This window comes from Pseudomonas sp. IPO3778 (genome assembly GCF_013386825.1).
Classification (GTDB): domain Bacteria; phylum Pseudomonadota; class Gammaproteobacteria; order Pseudomonadales; family Pseudomonadaceae; genus Aquipseudomonas.
The window spans coordinates 86,695-104,104 of record NZ_JACARC010000010.1; the positions used below are offsets into that span (position 1 = coordinate 86,695).

General features: G+C 59.9%; 13 protein-coding genes. 8 read left to right on the forward strand and 5 right to left on the reverse strand.

Annotated elements, in window-relative coordinates:
• Positions 1 to 188: 188 nt before the first annotated feature.
• Together HX855_RS02930 and glnA are read right to left on the reverse strand one after the other, a co-directional pair.
• Entirely contained in the window at positions 189 to 725 is a 537-nt protein-coding gene (locus HX855_RS02930; protein ID WP_177088727.1) for a chorismate mutase, read from the reverse strand.
• A gap of 190 nt (positions 726 to 915) precedes the next feature.
• Positions 916 to 2,322 carry a glutamate--ammonia ligase gene (gene glnA / locus HX855_RS02935; RefSeq protein WP_177088726.1) on the reverse strand — a complete coding sequence of 469 codons (1,407 nt, stop codon included), beginning with the start codon at positions 2,320 to 2,322 and terminating at the stop codon, positions 916 to 918.
• Positions 2,323 to 2,656: 334 nt separating this feature from the next.
• Between glnA and thiI the strand changes: the two genes are divergently transcribed.
• Both thiI and typA read left to right on the forward strand, forming a co-directional pair.
• Positions 2,657 to 4,111 (forward strand): tRNA uracil 4-sulfurtransferase ThiI, encoded by a 1,455-nt coding sequence (gene thiI, locus HX855_RS02940; RefSeq protein ID WP_177088725.1) that lies wholly within the window; start codon positions 2,657 to 2,659, stop codon positions 4,109 to 4,111.
• Between the two features lie 139 nt (positions 4,112 to 4,250).
• Positions 4,251 to 6,071, forward strand: coding sequence for a translational GTPase TypA (gene typA / locus HX855_RS02945; RefSeq protein ID WP_177088724.1), 1,821 nt, complete (start codon positions 4,251 to 4,253; stop codon positions 6,069 to 6,071).
• Positions 6,072 to 6,277: 206 nt separating this feature from the next.
• Here the strand turns inward: typA and HX855_RS02950 are convergent, their stop codons facing one another.
• Complete coding sequence (locus HX855_RS02950; RefSeq protein ID WP_076018122.1) at positions 6,278 to 6,712, reverse strand: YkgJ family cysteine cluster protein; 435 nt, start codon at positions 6,710 to 6,712, stop codon at positions 6,278 to 6,280.
• Positions 6,713 to 6,947: 235 nt separating this feature from the next.
• Between HX855_RS02950 and HX855_RS02955 the strand changes: the two genes are divergently transcribed.
• The 4 genes from HX855_RS02955 to HX855_RS02970 all read left to right on the forward strand — a co-directional run bounded on the left by HX855_RS02955 (position 6,948) and on the right by HX855_RS02970 (position 15,581).
• Complete coding sequence (locus HX855_RS02955; RefSeq protein ID WP_177088723.1) at positions 6,948 to 9,398, forward strand: glycogen/starch/alpha-glucan phosphorylase; 2,451 nt, start codon at positions 6,948 to 6,950, stop codon at positions 9,396 to 9,398.
• Between the two features lie 173 nt (positions 9,399 to 9,571).
• Positions 9,572 to 13,108: a DUF2339 domain-containing protein gene (locus HX855_RS02960; RefSeq protein ID WP_177088722.1), complete on the forward strand. Its 3,537-nt coding sequence runs from the start codon at positions 9,572 to 9,574 to the stop codon at positions 13,106 to 13,108.
• Positions 13,108 to 14,463, forward strand: a complete 1,356-nt coding sequence (locus HX855_RS02965) for a DUF3999 domain-containing protein (RefSeq protein WP_177088721.1) — start codon at positions 13,108 to 13,110, stop codon at positions 14,461 to 14,463. The genes HX855_RS02960 and HX855_RS02965 overlap by 1 nt, the downstream gene beginning before the upstream one ends.
• A gap of 107 nt (positions 14,464 to 14,570) precedes the next feature.
• Complete coding sequence (locus HX855_RS02970) at positions 14,571 to 15,581, forward strand: class 1 fructose-bisphosphatase (RefSeq protein ID WP_003217989.1); 1,011 nt, start codon at positions 14,571 to 14,573, stop codon at positions 15,579 to 15,581.
• 55 nt (positions 15,582 to 15,636) lie between these two features.
• Here HX855_RS02970 and HX855_RS02975 read toward each other — a convergent pair whose 3' ends face one another.
• Together HX855_RS02975 and HX855_RS02980 are read right to left on the reverse strand one after the other, a co-directional pair.
• Entirely contained in the window at positions 15,637 to 15,960 is a 324-nt protein-coding gene (locus HX855_RS02975; protein ID WP_177088720.1) for a type II toxin-antitoxin system RelE/ParE family toxin, read from the reverse strand.
• A complete protein-coding gene (locus HX855_RS02980; protein WP_010169118.1) occupies positions 15,957 to 16,229 on the reverse strand; it encodes a type II toxin-antitoxin system Phd/YefM family antitoxin in 273 nt (90 codons plus the stop codon). The genes HX855_RS02975 and HX855_RS02980 overlap by 4 nt, the downstream gene beginning before the upstream one ends.
• Before the next feature lie 247 nt (positions 16,230 to 16,476).
• Between HX855_RS02980 and HX855_RS02985 the strand changes: the two genes are divergently transcribed.
• Positions 16,477 to 16,731: a hypothetical protein gene (locus HX855_RS02985; protein ID WP_177088719.1), complete on the forward strand. Its 255-nt coding sequence runs from the start codon at positions 16,477 to 16,479 to the stop codon at positions 16,729 to 16,731.
• 32 nt (positions 16,732 to 16,763) lie between these two features.
• On the forward strand, positions 16,764 to 17,333 hold the full coding sequence (locus HX855_RS02990; protein ID WP_177088718.1) for a lipocalin family protein: 570 nt from the start codon (positions 16,764 to 16,766) through the stop codon (positions 17,331 to 17,333).
• Positions 17,334 to 17,410: the final 77 nt, after the last annotated feature.

The window sequence follows — 17,410 nt, forward strand, 5'->3', positions numbered from 1 at the left end:
ACCAATATAGTGCAAATATAAAAAGCTGTTCAGGAAGCTGGCGGCAACGACTGATTGGCTGAATGGGCCGGATCTGAATTGTGGGAGCTGGCTTGCTCGCGAAGGCGGCGTGTCAGTCATGCATATATCAACTGACACGCCGCCTTCGCGAGCAAGCCCGCTCCCACATTTTGATTGGGTTCGCCGTTTCACATTTTGTAGAGGCACAGCTCGGCGGTGGCGCGGATCATCGCCAGTTGGTGCAGCGGGTCGTTGGCAGGCGCGTGATTGGCCCGCGCCAGCCATTGCGGGCATTGCGGGTTGCTGCGCTCGGGGGTGAAGTCCGCCAGCTGTTGCAGCAGGCGTTTTTGCAGTTGGTCCAGTTTAGGGCGGATCTGGCCGACCAGGTCCGGGCGTGGGTCATTGGGCGCTTTGCCTTGCAGCTGCCAATCGGACAGGTGGGCGTATTGCACCAGTTTGTTCGCCTCGATCTGTGCCGAGAAAAACTGCTCCGCCTGCGCCGGGGCCAGTTTGTAGCTCGGCGCCTGGGACACGACGCTGGTGATCACGTCCTGTTCCCGTGCACGGTCCTCAACCGGCTTGTGGCTGTCCCATTTGCTCAGGGCCACCTGGTCGGCAATCGCCAGGCGTTCGGCGATGCTGTCGAGCAGTGGGGCGAGGGTGGGTGGTGCGGCCAATACATTGGCGCTGATAGCCAGCAAGATGAACCCAAGTTTGAGTTTCAAGGCAGATCCCTCTTCTGTAGGAGCGAGCTTGCTCGCGATGGTCGTTAACGATAACCCGTAAATATTGAAGAAATGCGGCGTCCTTGAGTTTTTCGCGGGCAAGCCCGCTCCCACAGGGTTTTGCGGGCAAAAAAAAAGACCTCCCGAAGGAGGCCTTTTTCGTCACGCCACGTTAAGCAGCGCTACCGGATCAGCAGCTGTAGTACAGCTCGTATTCCAGTGGGTGTACGAAGGTGCGGACCTTGATTTCTTCTTCGCTTTTCAGGGCGATGTAGGCATCGATAAAGTCGTCGCTGAACACGCCGCCTTTGGTCAGGAACGCACGGCCCTTGTCCAGCTCTTCCAGGGCTTCTTTCAGGCTGCCGCACACTTGTGGGATCTCTTTGGCCTCTTCAGGCGGCAGGTCGTACAAGTTTTTGTCGGCGGCATCGCCTGGGTGAATCTTGTTCTGGATACCGTCCAGGCCGGCCATTACCAGGGCAGCGAAGGCCAGGTACGGGTTGGCTGCCGGATCCGGGAAGCGGGCTTCGATACGGCGAGCGCGAGGGCTGGACACGTAAGGAATACGGATCGAAGCGGAACGGTTGCGAGCCGAGTAGGCCAGCATGACGGGTGCTTCGAAACCTGGGACCAGACGCTTGTAGGAGTTGGTCGACGGGTTGGTGAAGCCGTTCAGGGCCTTACCGTGCTTGATGATACCGCCGATGAAGTACAGGGCAGTGTCGGACAGGCCGGCATAACCTTCGCCAGCGAAGGTGTTCTTGCCATCTTTGGCGATGGACAGGTGAACGTGCATACCCGAACCGTTATCGCCGTACAGAGGCTTAGGCATGAAGGTAGCGGTACGGCCGTAGGCATCAGCCACGTTGTGTACGCAGTACTTCAGGGTCTGAACTTCGTCAGCCTTGGCCACCAGGGTGTTGAACTTCACACCGATTTCGTTCTGGCCGGCAGTCGCCACTTCGTGGTGGTGAACTTCGATGACCAGGCCCATCTCTTCCATGGCGTTGCACATGGAGGTACGGATTTCGTGGTCGTGGTCGAATGGCGGAACCGGGAAGTAACCACCTTTGACGCCTGGACGGTGGCCTTTGTTGCCGCCTTCCACGTCCTGGTCGGACATCCACGAACCTTGTTCGGAGAAGATCTTGAACATGGAGCCAGAGATGTCGGACTTGAACTTGACCGAATCAAAGATGAAGAATTCTGGTTCCGGACCAACAAATACGGTGTCGCCGATACCGGTCGACTTCAGGTATTCCTCGGCACGCTTGGCGATCGCACGTGGGTCACGGTCGTAGCCTTGCATGGTCGAAGGCTCGATCACGTCGCAGACGATGATCAGCGTTGGGTCTTCGGTGAACGGGTCGAGTACGGCGGTGCTGTCGTCCGGCATCAGGATCATGTCGGAAGCTTCGATGCCTTTCCAACCGGCAATGGAGGAGCCGTCGAACATTTTGCCTTCTTCGAAGAAGGCGTCATCCAGCGCGTCGCGAGCCGGCATGGTCACGTGGTGCTGAGTGCCTTTTGTGTCCGTGAAGCGCAGATCAATCCATTTGACGTCATGATCTTTGATGAGTTGAACCGACTTCGACATAGTGTCCTCCGGGTGGCTTCGGGCTGGGGTAGTGGAGTTAGCCCTTAGAATGTGGGTGATGCCGGCGCGAATACTCGACCAAGGCAACCTGCCTCACAAGAGAGCAAATTGCATGCCAGTGCCCCGACATGGGTTTTTTGCCACAAAAACGCCCCTATAAAGGTGCAATCCGCTAAAGCGGAAGAAATTGCGCACCGCAATGTAGCGTTAATTCTCGGATGTGACCCGTTTTGGTGCGCGAAAGGTCCGTTGCATATTAACTGGTTAAACCTTGAGCGATTTCCGCTATAATCCGCGCCCCCCTTTTTCGGCTGGGCCTGCGCGCGCTGTTTTCATGAAATTAATCGTTAAAGTCTTCCCCGAGATCACCATCAAGAGCCGACCGGTACGGATGCGTTTCATCCGTCAATTGGCCAAGAACATCCGTGCCGTGCTCCGCGATCTGGACCCGGCTGTGGTGGTGAACGGTGTGTGGGACAATCTCGAGCTGGAAACCCGCCTCACAGACCCCAAAGCCTTGAAGGACATGACCGAGCGCCTGAGCTGCGTGCCGGGCATCGCGCATTTCCTGCAGGTTGACGAGTACCCGTTGGGGGACTTCGACGACATCACCGAAAAGTGCAAACAGCACTACGGCGATGTACTGGCAGGCAAGGTGTTTTCGGTACGGTGCAAGCGCGCCGGCAAGCACCCCTTCAGCTCCATGGATGTCGAGAAATACGTGGGCAGCAAGCTGCGTCGCGAGTGCGGCGCCGCCGGAATTTCCCTGAAAGAGCCGCAAATTGAAGTGCGGATGGAAATTCGCGACCAACGGTTGTTTGTGATCCACAGCCAGCACGACAGCATCGGCGGCTACCCGCTCGGTGCCCTGGAACAGACCCTGGTCTTGATGTCCGGCGGTTTCGATTCCACCGTGGCGGCCTACCAGATCATGCGCCGCGGGCTGATGAGCCACTTCTGCTTCTTTAACCTGGGCGGGCGTGCACACGAATTGGGCGTGATGGAAGTCGCGCATTACCTCTGGAAGAAATACGGCAGCTCGCAACGGGTGTTGTTTGTCAGCGTTCCGTTCGAGGAAGTCCTGGGAGAAATTCTCGGGAAAGTCGATAACAGTCATATGGGCGTAGTATTGAAGCGTATGATGTTGCGCGCTGCGTCCCGAATCGCGGATCGGCTGGAAATCGACGCACTGGTCACCGGTGAAGCGATTTCCCAGGTGTCCAGCCAGACCCTGCCGAACCTGTCGTTGATCGACTCTGTGACCGAGAAGCTGGTATTGCGCCCGCTGATCGCCAGTCACAAGCAAGACATCATCGACCTGGCGACCCAGATCGGCACGGCGGATTTCGCCAAGCACATGCCGGAATATTGCGGGGTCATCTCGGTGAACCCCAAGACCCACGCCAAGCGCAACCGCGTGGAGTACGAAGAACAACAGTTCGACATGGCGGTTCTCGAGCGTGCGCTGGAGAACGCCAAACTGGTGCCGATCGATCGGGTTATCGACGAATTGGGCCAGGATTTGCAGATCGAAGAAGTCAGCGAGGCTCTGGCTGGTCAGATCATCATCGACATCCGTCACCCGGATGCCGCTGAAGACGAGCCGCTGGAAATTGCTGGCATCGACGTACAAACGCTGCCGTTCTATGCATTGAATGCGCGTTTCAAGGAACTGGATGACAGCCGTCAGTACCTGTTGTATTGCGACAAAGGCGTGATGAGTCGCCTGCATGCCCACCATTTGCTCAGTGAGGGGCATGCCAATGTGCGCGTTTATCGACCGAGCTAAGAGCCCGGGGCTGTTTGCCTGTGGCCTGCGTCACCGGCCCCCCGACTCTGCCGTCAAGCTGTAACGGCAAGGCCTGACTCTACTGTTAATCGCTGCCACGACCTGTCAGCACACCGAATCCTCTGATCGAGATACACAAGTGATCGAAAATCTACGCAACATCGCCATCATTGCTCACGTTGACCATGGTAAGACCACCCTGGTAGACAAACTCTTGCGTCAATCCGGCACCCTGGAGCGCAACGAGCTCAACGACGAGCGCGTGATGGACTCCAACGACCAGGAGAAAGAGCGCGGTATTACCATTCTGGCGAAAAACACCGCCATCAACTGGAACGGCTACCACATCAACATCGTGGACACCCCGGGCCACGCCGACTTCGGCGGCGAAGTTGAACGTGTAATGTCGATGGTTGACTCCGTTCTGCTGCTGGTTGATGCCCAAGACGGCCCTATGCCGCAAACCCGTTTTGTGACCAAGAAGGCGTTCGAAGCCGGCCTGCGTCCAATCGTGGTCATCAACAAGGTTGACCGTCCAGGCGCGCGTCCGGATTGGGTTCTGGACCAGATCTTCGACCTGTTCGACAACCTGGGTGCCACCGAAGAACAGCTGGACTTCAAAGTCGTCTACGCCTCGGCCCTGAACGGCATTGCCGGTCTGGAACACACCGACATGGCTGAAGACATGACCCCGCTGTACCAGTCGATCGTCGACAACGTACCTGCGCCGAAAGTCGACCGCGATGGTCCGTTCCAGATGCAAATCTCCGCACTGGACTACAACAGCTTCCTGGGCATCATCGGCGTTGGCCGTATCGCTCGTGGTCGCGTCAAGCCGAACACCCCGGTTGTGGCGATCGATGCTGACGGCAAGCGCCGTAACGGCCGTATCCTGAAGCTGATGGGTCACCACGGTCTGCACCGTATCGACGTTGAAGAAGCAGCTGCCGGCGACATCGTCTGCATCAGCGGCTTCGACCAGCTGTTCATCTCCGACACCCTGTGCGACCCACAGAACGTTGAAGCGATGAAGCCACTGACCGTTGACGAACCTACCGTTTCGATGACCTTCCAGGTTAACGACTCGCCGTTCTGCGGCCGTGAAGGCAAGTTCGTGACCAGCCGGAACATCAAAGAGCGTCTGGACAAAGAACTGCTCTACAACGTTGCCCTGCGCGTTGAAGAAGGCGACACCGCCGACAAGTTCAAAGTCTCCGGCCGTGGTGAGCTGCACCTCTCGGTACTGATCGAAACCATGCGTCGCGAAGGCTTCGAAATGGGTGTTGGTCGTCCGGAAGTGATCATCCGCATGGTTGATGGCGTCAAGCACGAACCGTACGAAAACGTGACCATCGACCTGCCGGAAGAATCCCAGGGTTCGATCATGGAACAGATCGGTATCCGTAAAGGCGACCTGACCAACATGGTTCCGGATGGCAAGGGCCGTGTGCGCCTTGAGTACAACATCCCGGCTCGTGGCTTGATCGGTTTCCGTAACGAGTTCCTGACCCTGACCTCCGGTGCAGGCATCCTGACCTCGATCTTCGACCGTTACGACGTGATGAAGTCCGGCGACATGTCCGGCCGTCAGAACGGCGTGCTGGTGTCGGTAGCTACCGGTAAGGCGCTGACTTACTCGCTGGAAACCCTGCAAGCTCGCGGCAAACTGTTCCTGGGTCACGGTGAAGACGTGTACGAAGGTCAAATCGTCGGCATCAACAGCCGCGACAACGACCTGGGCGTCAACCCAACCAAAGGCAAGAAGCTCGACAACATGCGTGCTTCGGGTAAAGACGAAACCATCGCTCTGGTTCCGCCTATCCGCTTCACCCTGGAGCAGGCTCTGGAATTCGTTCAAGAAGACGAATTGTGCGAAGTCACTCCTAAGTCCATCCGTCTTCGCAAGAAGATCCTGGGCGAAAGCGAGCGTACCCGCGCTGCGAAAAAATCCGGTAACTAAGTCTCTTAGTTAGCGGCAAAAAAAACGCCCCCGACCTTACGGTCGGGGGCGTTTTTGTTTGTTCGGGGTTTGTGCGGCAACTGTTCGGGCCCCTTTGCGAGCAAGCCCGCTTCCACATTTAACTGCGTTTCTTCAGGGTGAATGCGGTTAAATGTGGGAGCGGGCTTGCTCGCGAAAGCGCTAGTTCAAGCAATAAAAAATCCGGATCAGAACTTATCGAGCGTGCGCAGCTTGGTCTCGCGCACCACTTCCTTCGGCTTATAGGCGCAATACCCCGGCCGAGGCCCGATTTTCGGGTGGTTGCGGCAAGTATCCGGGCGCTTGTCATAAATAGTGCAGAAGCGGCTCTTACGATCCAGGTACAGGCAATCGTTGTTGCTCATGCGCTGCAGGGTGAAGATCTCGGATTTGGCGTTGAAGCGCTCCACGATGCCTTCTTTCTGCAAGCGCTTGGCGATGTTCTTCGGCGGGTCGCCGCGCTCGAACTCATCGACGATACCGATGCGGATCAGGTCCTTGATCTTCACCTCAACCGGCAGGGTGCAACAGCTCGACACGCAGCCGCCACACATATGGCTTGAGTATTTCTGCCAGGTCTCGAGACGGTCGAGTTCCGCGGCGGCGATCAGTTGAGGCTTCATCAGGTTTCCAAGAGGGGTGTTATCCGGCGCGGGATCATACCGGAATTGGTGTTTTTTTGAACAATATCTTCCAGGTTTCAGCTCGAAGGCGGTGTTGAGCCACAAACGGGCACGGCCCCTGCATCAAATTCCCGCAAAGGTGAATGAGTTAAAAAACTGCCGAACCAGAGCGTCTACCGTCTGTCAGACCGTCTAGGCTCTAGCAACTCCTTCTATCTCGCCCGAGGTCGCATCGATGTCTCAGGAACCGCTTGTACGAGAAGCAGAGGTAGCCGCATTTCGCGATGCCGTCTTGACCAAACTTACCTATGCGGTGGGCAAGGACCCCGATCACGCCTTCGACCACGACTGGTTTGAAGCCATCGCACTGGCCGCCCGCGACCACATGGTCGACCACTGGATGAACCACACGCGGCACATCTACCGCAAAGGTCAGAAGCGGGTCTATTACCTCTCGCTGGAATTCCTGATCGGCCGTCTGCTGTACGACAGCCTGAGCAACCTCGGCCTGCTGGACGTGGCCCGTGAGGCCATGAGCGAGCTGGGCGTGGACATGGAGCGCATTCGCCTGCTGGAGCCCGACGCGGCACTGGGCAACGGTGGCCTTGGCCGCCTGGCGGCGTGCTTTATGGAAAGCATGTCGACCCTGGGCATTGCCGGCCACGGTTATGGCATCCGTTATGAACACGGCCTGTTCCGCCAGGCAATTGTCGATGGCTGGCAGCAGGAGCAAACCGAACGCTGGCTGGATTTCGGCAACCCGTGGGAGTTCGAGCGCGCTGAGGTGATCTACCCGATCGGCTTTGGCGGCGGCGTGGAAACCCTGTTGGACGCCGCCGGCAAGTCGATCCAGGTCTGGACGCCCAACGAAACCGTCCGCGCAGTGGCCTACGACACCCCGGTAGTCGGCTGGCGTGGCGCCAGCGTCAACACCTTGCGGCTGTGGCGCGCCCGGGCCGTGGAAGACCTGCACCTGGAACGCTTCAACGCCGGTGACCACCTGGGCGCTGTGGCCGAGGTAGCCCGTGCCGAAAGCATCTCCCGAGTGCTTTACCCGGCCGACAGCACCGAAGCAGGGCAGGAACTGCGCCTGCGCCAGGAATACTTCTTCGTTTCCGCCTCGCTGCAGGATTTGCTGCGCCGCCACAAGAACATGCACGGCTCGGTGCTGAGCCTGGGCGAACACGCGGCCATCCAGCTCAACGACACGCACCCCTCGATTGCGGTGGCCGAGTTGATGCGTCAGTTGGTCGACCTGCACGACATCCCGTGGGATGCCGCCTGGGACGTGACCGTCGAAACCCTGTCCTACACCAACCACACCTTGCTTCCCGAGGCATTGGAAACGTGGCCGGTAGGCTTGATGGAACGCATGCTGCCGCGGCACATGCAGATCATCTATCTGATCAACGCTCAACACATCGACTCGCTGCGGGCCAAGGGCATTCACGATTTCGACGTACTGCGTGCAGTGTCGTTGATCGAAGAAGACAACGGCCGCCGCGTGCGCATGGGCAACCTGGCGTTCCTTGGTTCCCACAGCGTGAACGGCGTGTCCGGCCTGCACACCCAACTGATGCGCAGCACGGTGTTCTCTGAACTGCACAAGCTCTACCCGGACCGCATCAATAACAAAACCAACGGCATTACCTTCCGCCGCTGGCTGTTCCAGGCCAACCCCAAGCTCACGGCGATGCTGGTGGAAGCGTTGGGCCCGGACATTCTCGACAACACCGAAACCCGTTTGGTAGAGCTGGAAACCTTTGCCGAGAAGCAAGCCTTCCGCAAAGCCTTCGCCGAACAGCGCCTGCACAGTAAGCGGGCACTGGCTGACATCATTCACGAGCGCCTGGGGATTTCGGTCAACCCGGCGGCGATGTTCGATGTGCAGGTCAAGCGGATCCACGAGTACAAACGCCAGCTGTTGAACCTGCTGCACACCGTCGCGCTGTACCAGGCGATCCGTGCCGAGCCGGGCACCGACTGGGTGCCGCGGGTGAAGATCTTCGCCGGCAAGGCTGCGGCGAGCTATCACCAGGCGAAGTTGATCATCAAGCTGACCAATGACATCGCCCGTACCGTCAACAACGACCCTACCGTGCGCGGCTTGCTCAAGGTGGTGTTCCTGCCCAACTACAACGTCAGCCTGGCGGAAAGCATCATTCCGGCGGCCGACCTGTCGGAGCAGATTTCCACCGCTGGGTTTGAAGCGTCGGGTACCAGCAACATGAAGTTCGGCCTCAACGGCGCGCTGACCATCGGCACCATGGACGGCGCCAACGTCGAGATGCACGAGCGCGTGGGCGCCGACCACATGTTCATCTTCGGTCTGAGTGCCGAACAGGTGGAAGCGCGCAAACATGCCGGTGAGTTCAATGCCGGGCCGGACGTTGCCGCGTCCCATCGCTTGAATGATGTACTGCAAGCGATTCGCGGCGGGGTGTTCTCGCCGGATGATCCGGGTCGCTACGCCGGCCTGGTGGATTCGTTGATCGACTACGACCGCTTCCTGGTCTGTGCCGACTTCGATTCCTACTGGGATGCCCAGGCGCGGGTCGAGGCGCACTGGCACGATTCCAAGGAATGGTGGCGCTCGGCGGTGCTCAATACCGCGCGCATGGGCTGGTTCTCGTCGGACCGGACTATTCGCGAATACGCGACGGAAATCTGGAAAGCGTTGGATTAGACACCGCGATACAAAATGTGGGAGCGGGTTTGCTGTGGTGAGGGGGCTTGTCCCCCGTCGGGTTCACCACCGATTGTTGGGGCGCGGGGCAAGCCCGCTCGCCATAGCAAGTCCTCTCCCACATTGGTCCCGTGTCGATATACTAGGCTCCGGTTTGCTTAGGGATATCGACCATGCAATGGATTTTCATGCTGATTGGCCTGGTGCTCGGCTGGACACTCGACGAGTCGTTCAGTGATGCGGGCATGGGTGCGCTGCTCGGCTTGGGCATTGGCCAGGCGATCCGCCTGTCGATGCTCGCCTCGCGTACGGAGGAGCAAGGCCGTCAGTTGGAATCTGCCCGCAACGCCCTGAAAGTCGTCGAGCAACGCCTGGCCCTGCTGGAAAGGCCGGCCGCCGCTGAAACCCCCGAACCCATCTTTGTCGAAGAGCCGTCGCCGGTACCGGTTGCGCCCGAACTCGTCTGGGAATTACCCGCCGAACTGGAACCTGCCTACGCAACGGTCGCTGCCGAACCCAGCCAGCCATTGCCGGCTGACGTCTGGCGGGCTGCACCGAGCGACAGCATCCCTCAGCAACCTGCCGCGCCTGCGGTACCTCGTGGCCCCAACTTCATCGAACGCGCCATCAGCGGCGCCCGCAACTGGCTGTTCGGTGGCAACACTGTGCTGCGGGTCGGTGTGGTGCTGTTGTTCCTCGGCCTGGCCTTCCTGCTGCGTTATGCCACTGAAGGCATGGTGGTGCCGATCGAACTGCGTTATGCGGGCGTTGCCGGCTGTGCGTTGGCCTTGCTGGGCCTGGGTTGGTGGCTGCGGCTGCGCAACAGCAATTACGGGTTGATGCTGCAAGGCACCGGCATCGCTGTGTTGTACCTGACGGTGTTCGCGGCCATGCGCCTGCATCCGCTGCTTGATCCCGGCGCAGCCCTTGGCTTGCTGGTGGCGGTCACGGTGTTCTCGGCGATCCTGGCGATTACCCAGGACGCCCTCGGCCTGGCCTGCGCTGCAGCCCTTGGCGGTTTTGCCGCGCCGATCCTCACGTCCACCGGCGCCGGCAACCATGTGGCGCTGTTCAGTTACTTTGCCCTGCTTAACGCGGGCATCCTCGCCATCGCCTGGTTCAAGGCCTGGCGCCTGCTCAACCTGATCGGTTTCGTCGGCACTTTCGGCATCGGCTTCGCCTGGGGCATGCGTTCCTATACGCCGGAACTGCTGTGGAGCACCGAGCCGTTCCTGATTATGTTTTTCCTGATGTACCTCGGCATTGGCCTGTTGTTCGCCCGGCGCAAGCTGTTGGAGATGAACGACGCGCCGGACGATGACAGCCGTGGCGCATTGCTGCGCTGGTCGGCGGCCAAGGGCGATTACGTCGACGGCAGCATGCTGTTTGGTCCGCCGGTGGTGGGCTTCGGGTTGCAGTTTGCGTTGGTGCAGCATCTGGAATTTGCCGCGGCGTTCAGTGCGCTGGCGCTGGGCATTATCTATATGGGCTTGGCCCGATTGTTGAGTGGCGGGCGAGCCTTGTTGCTGGCGGAAACCTGCCTGGCGCTGGGTGTGATCTTCGCCAGCCTGGCGATTCCTCTGGGCCTCGATGCGCGCTGGACGGCGGCGGCCTGGGCCGTAGAAGGCGCGGGGATTTTCTGGCTCGGCTTGCGCCAGCAGCGACCGTTGGCGCGTGCGTTTGGCTTGCTGTTGCAGGTCGGTTCGGCCTTGGCATTCCTCAGCGAGTTGCGGGTAGGCGAAACGAGTCTGTTGAGCGGCGCGCCGCTGGGCGCTCTGTTGCTGGGCGCGGCGTTGCTGTTCAGTTTTCACCAACTGCGCCTGGCACCGGCTGAGCAGTCGGCGCAGTGGGAGCGTCGTGGTTTGCCGGTATTGGCCAGTGTCGGCCTGGGCTTCCTGTACCTGCTCGCACCGCTGCTGCTGTTGACCCAAGGCACCGCCATCAGTTGGGCGATTGCGGGCCTTGTGACCTTGCTGGTCGGCTTGCGCATCGGCTCGCGCACGTTCCTCTTCACTGCGTTTGCCGTGCAACTGTTGGGTGGGGCGTTGTTTCTGCTGCGGCTGCAGGCGGGCGCTGATTCAGGCGCCGTGTTCAGTGCCGGCTGGAGCGGCTTGCTCACCGCCTCGCTGATTGGCCTGGCCTTGATCGGCGGCATGCTGCTGGCGGCGAGGGACAGCATGGTGCGCAGCGATGTGCGACTGCTGCGGGGCTTGTCGGTGGTGTTGTTGGCCGGGCTGGTGCTGATCAACCTCGCGGTGCTGTTTGTGCTGCCATGGGCCACCGCCAGCGGCGTGTGGGCGGCCAGTGGCTTGTTGATTATCTGGCTGAGCCTCTACCTGCAACAGCGCGTCAGTTTTGTCTTCGGGTTGCTGCTGCAAGTGATCGGCGGCGCTTCGTTCCTGATCGCGGTGCCGGACTTGCTCGGGCCACTGACCAGCGAAGGCTTGCGTCCTTTGGGGCATAGCGGTTTCTGGACGCCGATGGTGCTCGGGCTGGCGGCGCTGGTCGGCGCCTGGCGCTTGCAGCGTCGGCCCCATGCGCCGGTGTTCGAGGCGTTGAGTTTGCAGCGGTTGTCTGACGTGCTGCTGGTGTGGGGCGCGGCCTGGTGGACGTTGGCGTTGGTCAGCGAAGTGCTGCGTTTTGCGCCACCGATGCTGCAAGGCACCTGGTTGCTGGCGGTGGCGGCGGTGAGTGTGGCGATCTGGGCGGCGTTGGCCCTGCGCCTGCAATGGGCGTCGCTGGGCGTGCTGTGTACGCTGTTGATGCCGGCAGCGGGCGTGGTGTTGCTGGGCGCGTGGGGCTCGCGTTATCACCCGGCGGCGAATTTTGCCTGGCTGGCGTGGTTGGCGGTGTTTGCGGTGCACTTTGTGTCCCTGCGTCGGCTGGCCCTGGTCGTCCCGGAAAAATCCTTGAGCGTCGCCCATGTGCTCGGCTGCTGGCTGCTGATCGGCGTGCTGGCGCTGGAGTTACGCTACGGCCTGTTGTTGCTGTCCGAGGCATACAACGCCTGGCGCTGGCTGGGCTGGGCGATTCTGCCAAGCCTGTACCTCGTGCTGGCCGCGGCGCCACGCAGTTGGCCATGGCCGGTGTCGGCGTACCCGCGGGAGTACCGGTTGTATGCCGCGTTACCGCTGGCGGTGTTGATGCTTGGCTGGTTCTGGCTGGCGAATATTTTCAGCGACGGCACCGCCGAGCCGCTGCCGTATGTGCCGCTGCTTAATCCGTTGGACCTGGGATTGTTGTTCGCGCTGCTGGGTGTGTACCTTTGGTCTCGCAGCGCCGCACCGCAACGGGGGCCTCGCGCCGAGCTGATCGCCCAGGCAGTCGCAGGTGTTTCGCTGTTCGCTTTCTTCACCGCCCTGGTGATGCGTACGGCTCACCATTGGGGCGGCGTGCCGTTCCACCTGGATGCGCTACTGGAGTCGATGCTGGTGCAAGCCGGGCTGTCGATCGTCTGGACCTTGATTGCCCTCGGCCTGATGATCGGCGGCCATCTTCGCCACCGGCGTGAGGTATGGCTGATCGGTGCGGCGCTGATTGCGGTGGTGGTCGCCAAATTGTTCTTCGTTGAATTGAGCAACCGCGGCGGGCTGGCGCGGATCGTATCGTTTATCGGCGTGGGCGGGCTGTTGCTGGTGGTGGGCTATTTCGCCCCGCTGCCGCCCAAACGCGCCGAGCCGGTGGTTGAAACTGAAGGAGTGGCCTCTTGATGGGCAAGCTGAGTGTGGTGCTGTTGGGGTTGTGCACAACGTGTTCGGCCTGGGCCCAGGAAACCCCGGCCGATTTCACCACGCGGGTGCCGCTGACGGTCAGCGGCGAAGGCCCGTGGTACCGCCTGGAGCTGCCGTTGGCGGTGCAATTGAGCGCCCGTCAGGCCGATTTGAGTGATGTGCGGGTGTTCAACGCCGCCGGTGAGCCCCAGGCCTACGCGCTGGCGCGGCAGTCGGCGCAAAGCACCGAAAGCCGCAGCCTGGCCAACGTGAAGTGGTTCCCGCTGTACGCCGCTGCCGACGCCACTGAAACCGTGCCCAGCGTGCGTGTGCAATCCACGTCCACCGGCACGCTGGTGCAGGTGCAGCCGCCGAGCCAGCTGGAAGCGGGCGAAGAAGTGCTGCGCGGTTGGCTGCTCGATGCCAGCGCGATCAAGGCGCCGTTGCAGCAACTGATCCTCGACTGGACCAGCGAACGCGAGGGCTTCCAGCGTTTCAGCATCGAAGCCAGCGACGACTTGCAGCACTGGCGCTCGTGGGGCGAAGGGCAGGTCGCGCGGCTGTCGTTTGCCGATGAGCGCGTCGAGCAGCATGAAGTGAGTTTGCCGGGGCAATCGGCGCGTTATCTGCGCCTGCTCTGGAAAGGCCAGGCCGCACCGGCGCTGACGTCGGCGCAGTTGGCGAGTGTCAGCGCCCATAGCTTGCCGTTGCCGCTGGTGTGGTCGCAGCCGTTGGCGGGCAGCCGTCTCAAGGCGGGCGAATACAGCTGGCAGTTGCCCACCGCGCTGAATGTCGAACGTTTGCGTATCGACTTGAACCAACCCAATAGCCTGGCGCCGGTCACCCTGTCGGGCCGCCGGGAAAGCAATCAGGCCTGGCAGCCCTTGAGCAGCGGTTTGCTCTACCGCCTGACGCAAAATGGCCAGGACGTTGTACAGAACGAATTGCAGTTGCCGGGCCAGGCCGTTGCGCAGCTCAAGCTCGACGTGGACGAGCGCGGCGGTGGCCTGGGTGTGGAGGCGCCGACCTTGAGCTTTGCGGTGCGGGCCACGCAGTTGGTGTTCCTGGCGCGGGGCGAGCCACCGTTCACCCTGGCCTTGGGCAACCCGTCGGTGAAAGGCGCGAACTTGCCGCTGTCGACGTTGATTCCGGACTACAGCGTCGAACGCCTCGCGGGGCTTGGGCAGGCCAAGACGGCGGGGCAGGTGGTGGTCACATCGCCGGCCGCTGCGGCCCCTGTTGAGGCCGGGCCGAACTGGAAAAAACTCGGCCTTTGGGCCGTGCTGCTGCTCGGTGTGGCGGCGCTGGGCGCCATGGCCTACAGTTTGCTGCGCAAGCCGCCGGTGGCACGTTAAATAATGTCCATGAACTCTATTGGGTTTAAATCCTCTGATAGGAGGAAATACGCCCCGACTCGCGTTAAACTGCGCGGGTTTTTAGCCCCCCATTTCCGGAGCCTTCCATGTCCCGCGTTACCCTGAGTCGCTATTTGATCGAGCAGACCCGCAGCAACAACACGCCTGCCGATCTGCGCTTCCTTATCGAAGTGGTGGCGCGTGCTTGCAAGGAAATCAGCCACGCCGTCTCCAAAGGCGCGCTGGGTGGTGTCCTGGGCAGCATGGGCACCGAAAACGTACAAGGCGAAGTGCAGAAGAAGCTCGACGTGATTTCCAACGAAATCCTGCTCGAAGCCAACGAATGGGGCGGCCACCTGGCCGGCATGGCGTCCGAAGAAATGGACAATGCCTACCAGATCCCGGGCAAATACCCGAAAGGCGCATACCTGCTGGTATTCGACCCGTTGGACGGTTCGTCGAACATCGACATCAACGCGCCGGTTGGCACCATCTTCTCGGTACTGCGTTGCCCGAACGAATACCTGAGCCAGAACGAAGCCTTGAACGAAAAGGCCTTCCTGCAGCCAGGTACCGAGCAGGTGGCGGCCGGTTATGCGATCTACGGCCCACAGACCATGCTGGTACTGACCCTGGGCGACGGCGTCAAAGGCTTCACCCTGGACCGTGAAATGGGCAGCTTCGTGCTGACCCACGAAGACATCACCATTCCTGCGTCCACCCAGGAATTTGCGATCAACATGTCCAACCAGCGCCACTGGGAAGAGCCGGTCACCCGCTATGTGGGCGAGTTGATGGCCGGCGAAGAAGGCCCGTTGAAGAAGAACTTCAACATGCGCTGGGTGGCAGCGATGGTTGCCGATGTGCACCGCATCCTGACCCGTGGTGGCCTGTTCATGTACCCACGTGACAGCCGCGAGCCGTCCAAGCCGGGCAAGCTGCGCCTGATGTACGAAGCCAACCCGATGTCGTTCCTGGTTGAGCAGGCGGGCGGTGCGTCCACCGACGGCCACCAGCGCATCCTCGACATCCAGCCTGAAGGCCTGCACCAGCGCGTGGCGGTGTTCCTGGGTTCGAAGGAAGAAGTTGAGCGTGTGACCGGTTACCACAAGGCGTAAGTCTTTGCGGTAAGCAAAAGCCCCGAAACGTTTCAGCGTTTCGGGGCTTTTTTGTTTATTGAATAAGGCTTTTCAGCAGCAGCGACTGCAGGTTTTTCCGTGTCTCCGCGATGATATGGACGTAGATGGTTTTATCTCTGACTTCATAAATAATCCGATTCATTCCACACACGACCTGCCGGTACTGACTGAGGTTGAGCCTCTCAATCTCTTCTGGCATTGAGCCCGCGTAAGGCTGGGTTTCGATGCGGCGCAGAGCTTGCTTCAATGAATCATAGGTTTGTTGCCAGGAGGCTGCGGAAAACTGACGGGTCAGATAGGGCTTGATTTCTTTGAGATCAGATTTAGCAGAATGAAGAATCTCAACCCTGAAACTCATTGTGCTTCGTCCCTGTCCAGCTCTGCGAACACGTCCTCCATTTCTTGAAACTGACCCAGTTCAATCTGGCGGTTTCCCAAAGCGAGTAGCTTTAACAGCGCCATGGTCTCTTCTTGCTCTTCAAAACTCTTCACATCCATCACAACCAGCTTGGCCTCACCATTTTGGGTGATGACTAACGGTTCGCGGCTTTCAGTGAGGTTTTTCACAATCTCGGCGGTGTGGCTTTTCAAGTAGCTGATAGGTTTGATCTGGGATGAGAGTTTCATTGGGGGGTCCTATCTCAAAGGCAGGACTGATTTTAGTCTTTATTCGGTCCTTTGTATCGAGGGAATAGTTGATCATTCAACGGGTGCGACGAAAGGCACGTCCATCCAGAAACCCTATGAATCTTTGGAAAAACACCGCCCTGGCAGAAAAAAGAAATACCACCCCCCATCGGGAACCAGACACCCCTTTTCCCTTCTAAGCTTCTGGCAGACCCCCAAGCTGCTTCGTCTCTCCAGGAGTTTTTCCATGTCGTTACGCCGTCTCGCCCTGTTGTCGTTTTGCGTGCTTCTGGCCGCTTGCAGCAAGGTCACTCAAGAAAATTACGCAAAACTGTCGGCCGGCATGGCCAAGCCCGAGGTGGAGTCGTTGCTGGGTAAGCCGACTGATTGTTCGGGCGCGCTGGGTATGTCCAGTTGCACCTGGGGCGATAAAAACAGCTTTATCAGCGTGCAATACGCCGGTGACAAAGTACTGATTTTTTCCGGGCAAGGCCTGAAGTAAACCGGGGCGAAAGCCTGCGGGAGAAAAACAACATGATGCGTTTCGTTTTATATCTCTGCGCCAGCCTGTTTTTGGCGGGCTGCGCCAGCCATTCTGGCGATGATCTGCAACCCAAGACCGTTGGCAGCGTCAACCTCAAGCGTTACCAGGGCACCTGGTATGAGTTGGCCCGTTTGCCGATGTACTTCCAGCGCAATTGCGCGCAGTCCGAAGCCCGCTACACGCTGTTGCCCGATGGCAACATGTCGGTGTTCAACCGCTGCCTGACGCCTGAGTGGAAGTGGGAAGAAGCCAAGGGCACGGCCACGCCGCAGGTCGCCGGCAAGACCGACAAGCTCTGGGTCGAATTCAATAACTGGTTCACTGCGCTGTTGCCGGGCGTTGCGAAGGGCGATTACTGGGTGTTGTACATCAGCGATGACTACAAGACCGCCATTGTCGGCAGCCCGAGCCGCCGCTACATGTGGCTGTTGTCCCGCACGCCGACTGTCAGCGCCGATACCCGCGAAGACCTGCTGAGCAGGGCGCGGCAACAGGGGTATGACACCACCCGCTTGATCTGGCGGACATCGGACAAGCAGATGGCAAAGACTTCGCAGTAACTGAAGAGCGCTACCCTTCCAATGTGGGAGCTGGCTTGCCTGCGATAGCGGTGTTGGATTCACAACGGCTATCGCAG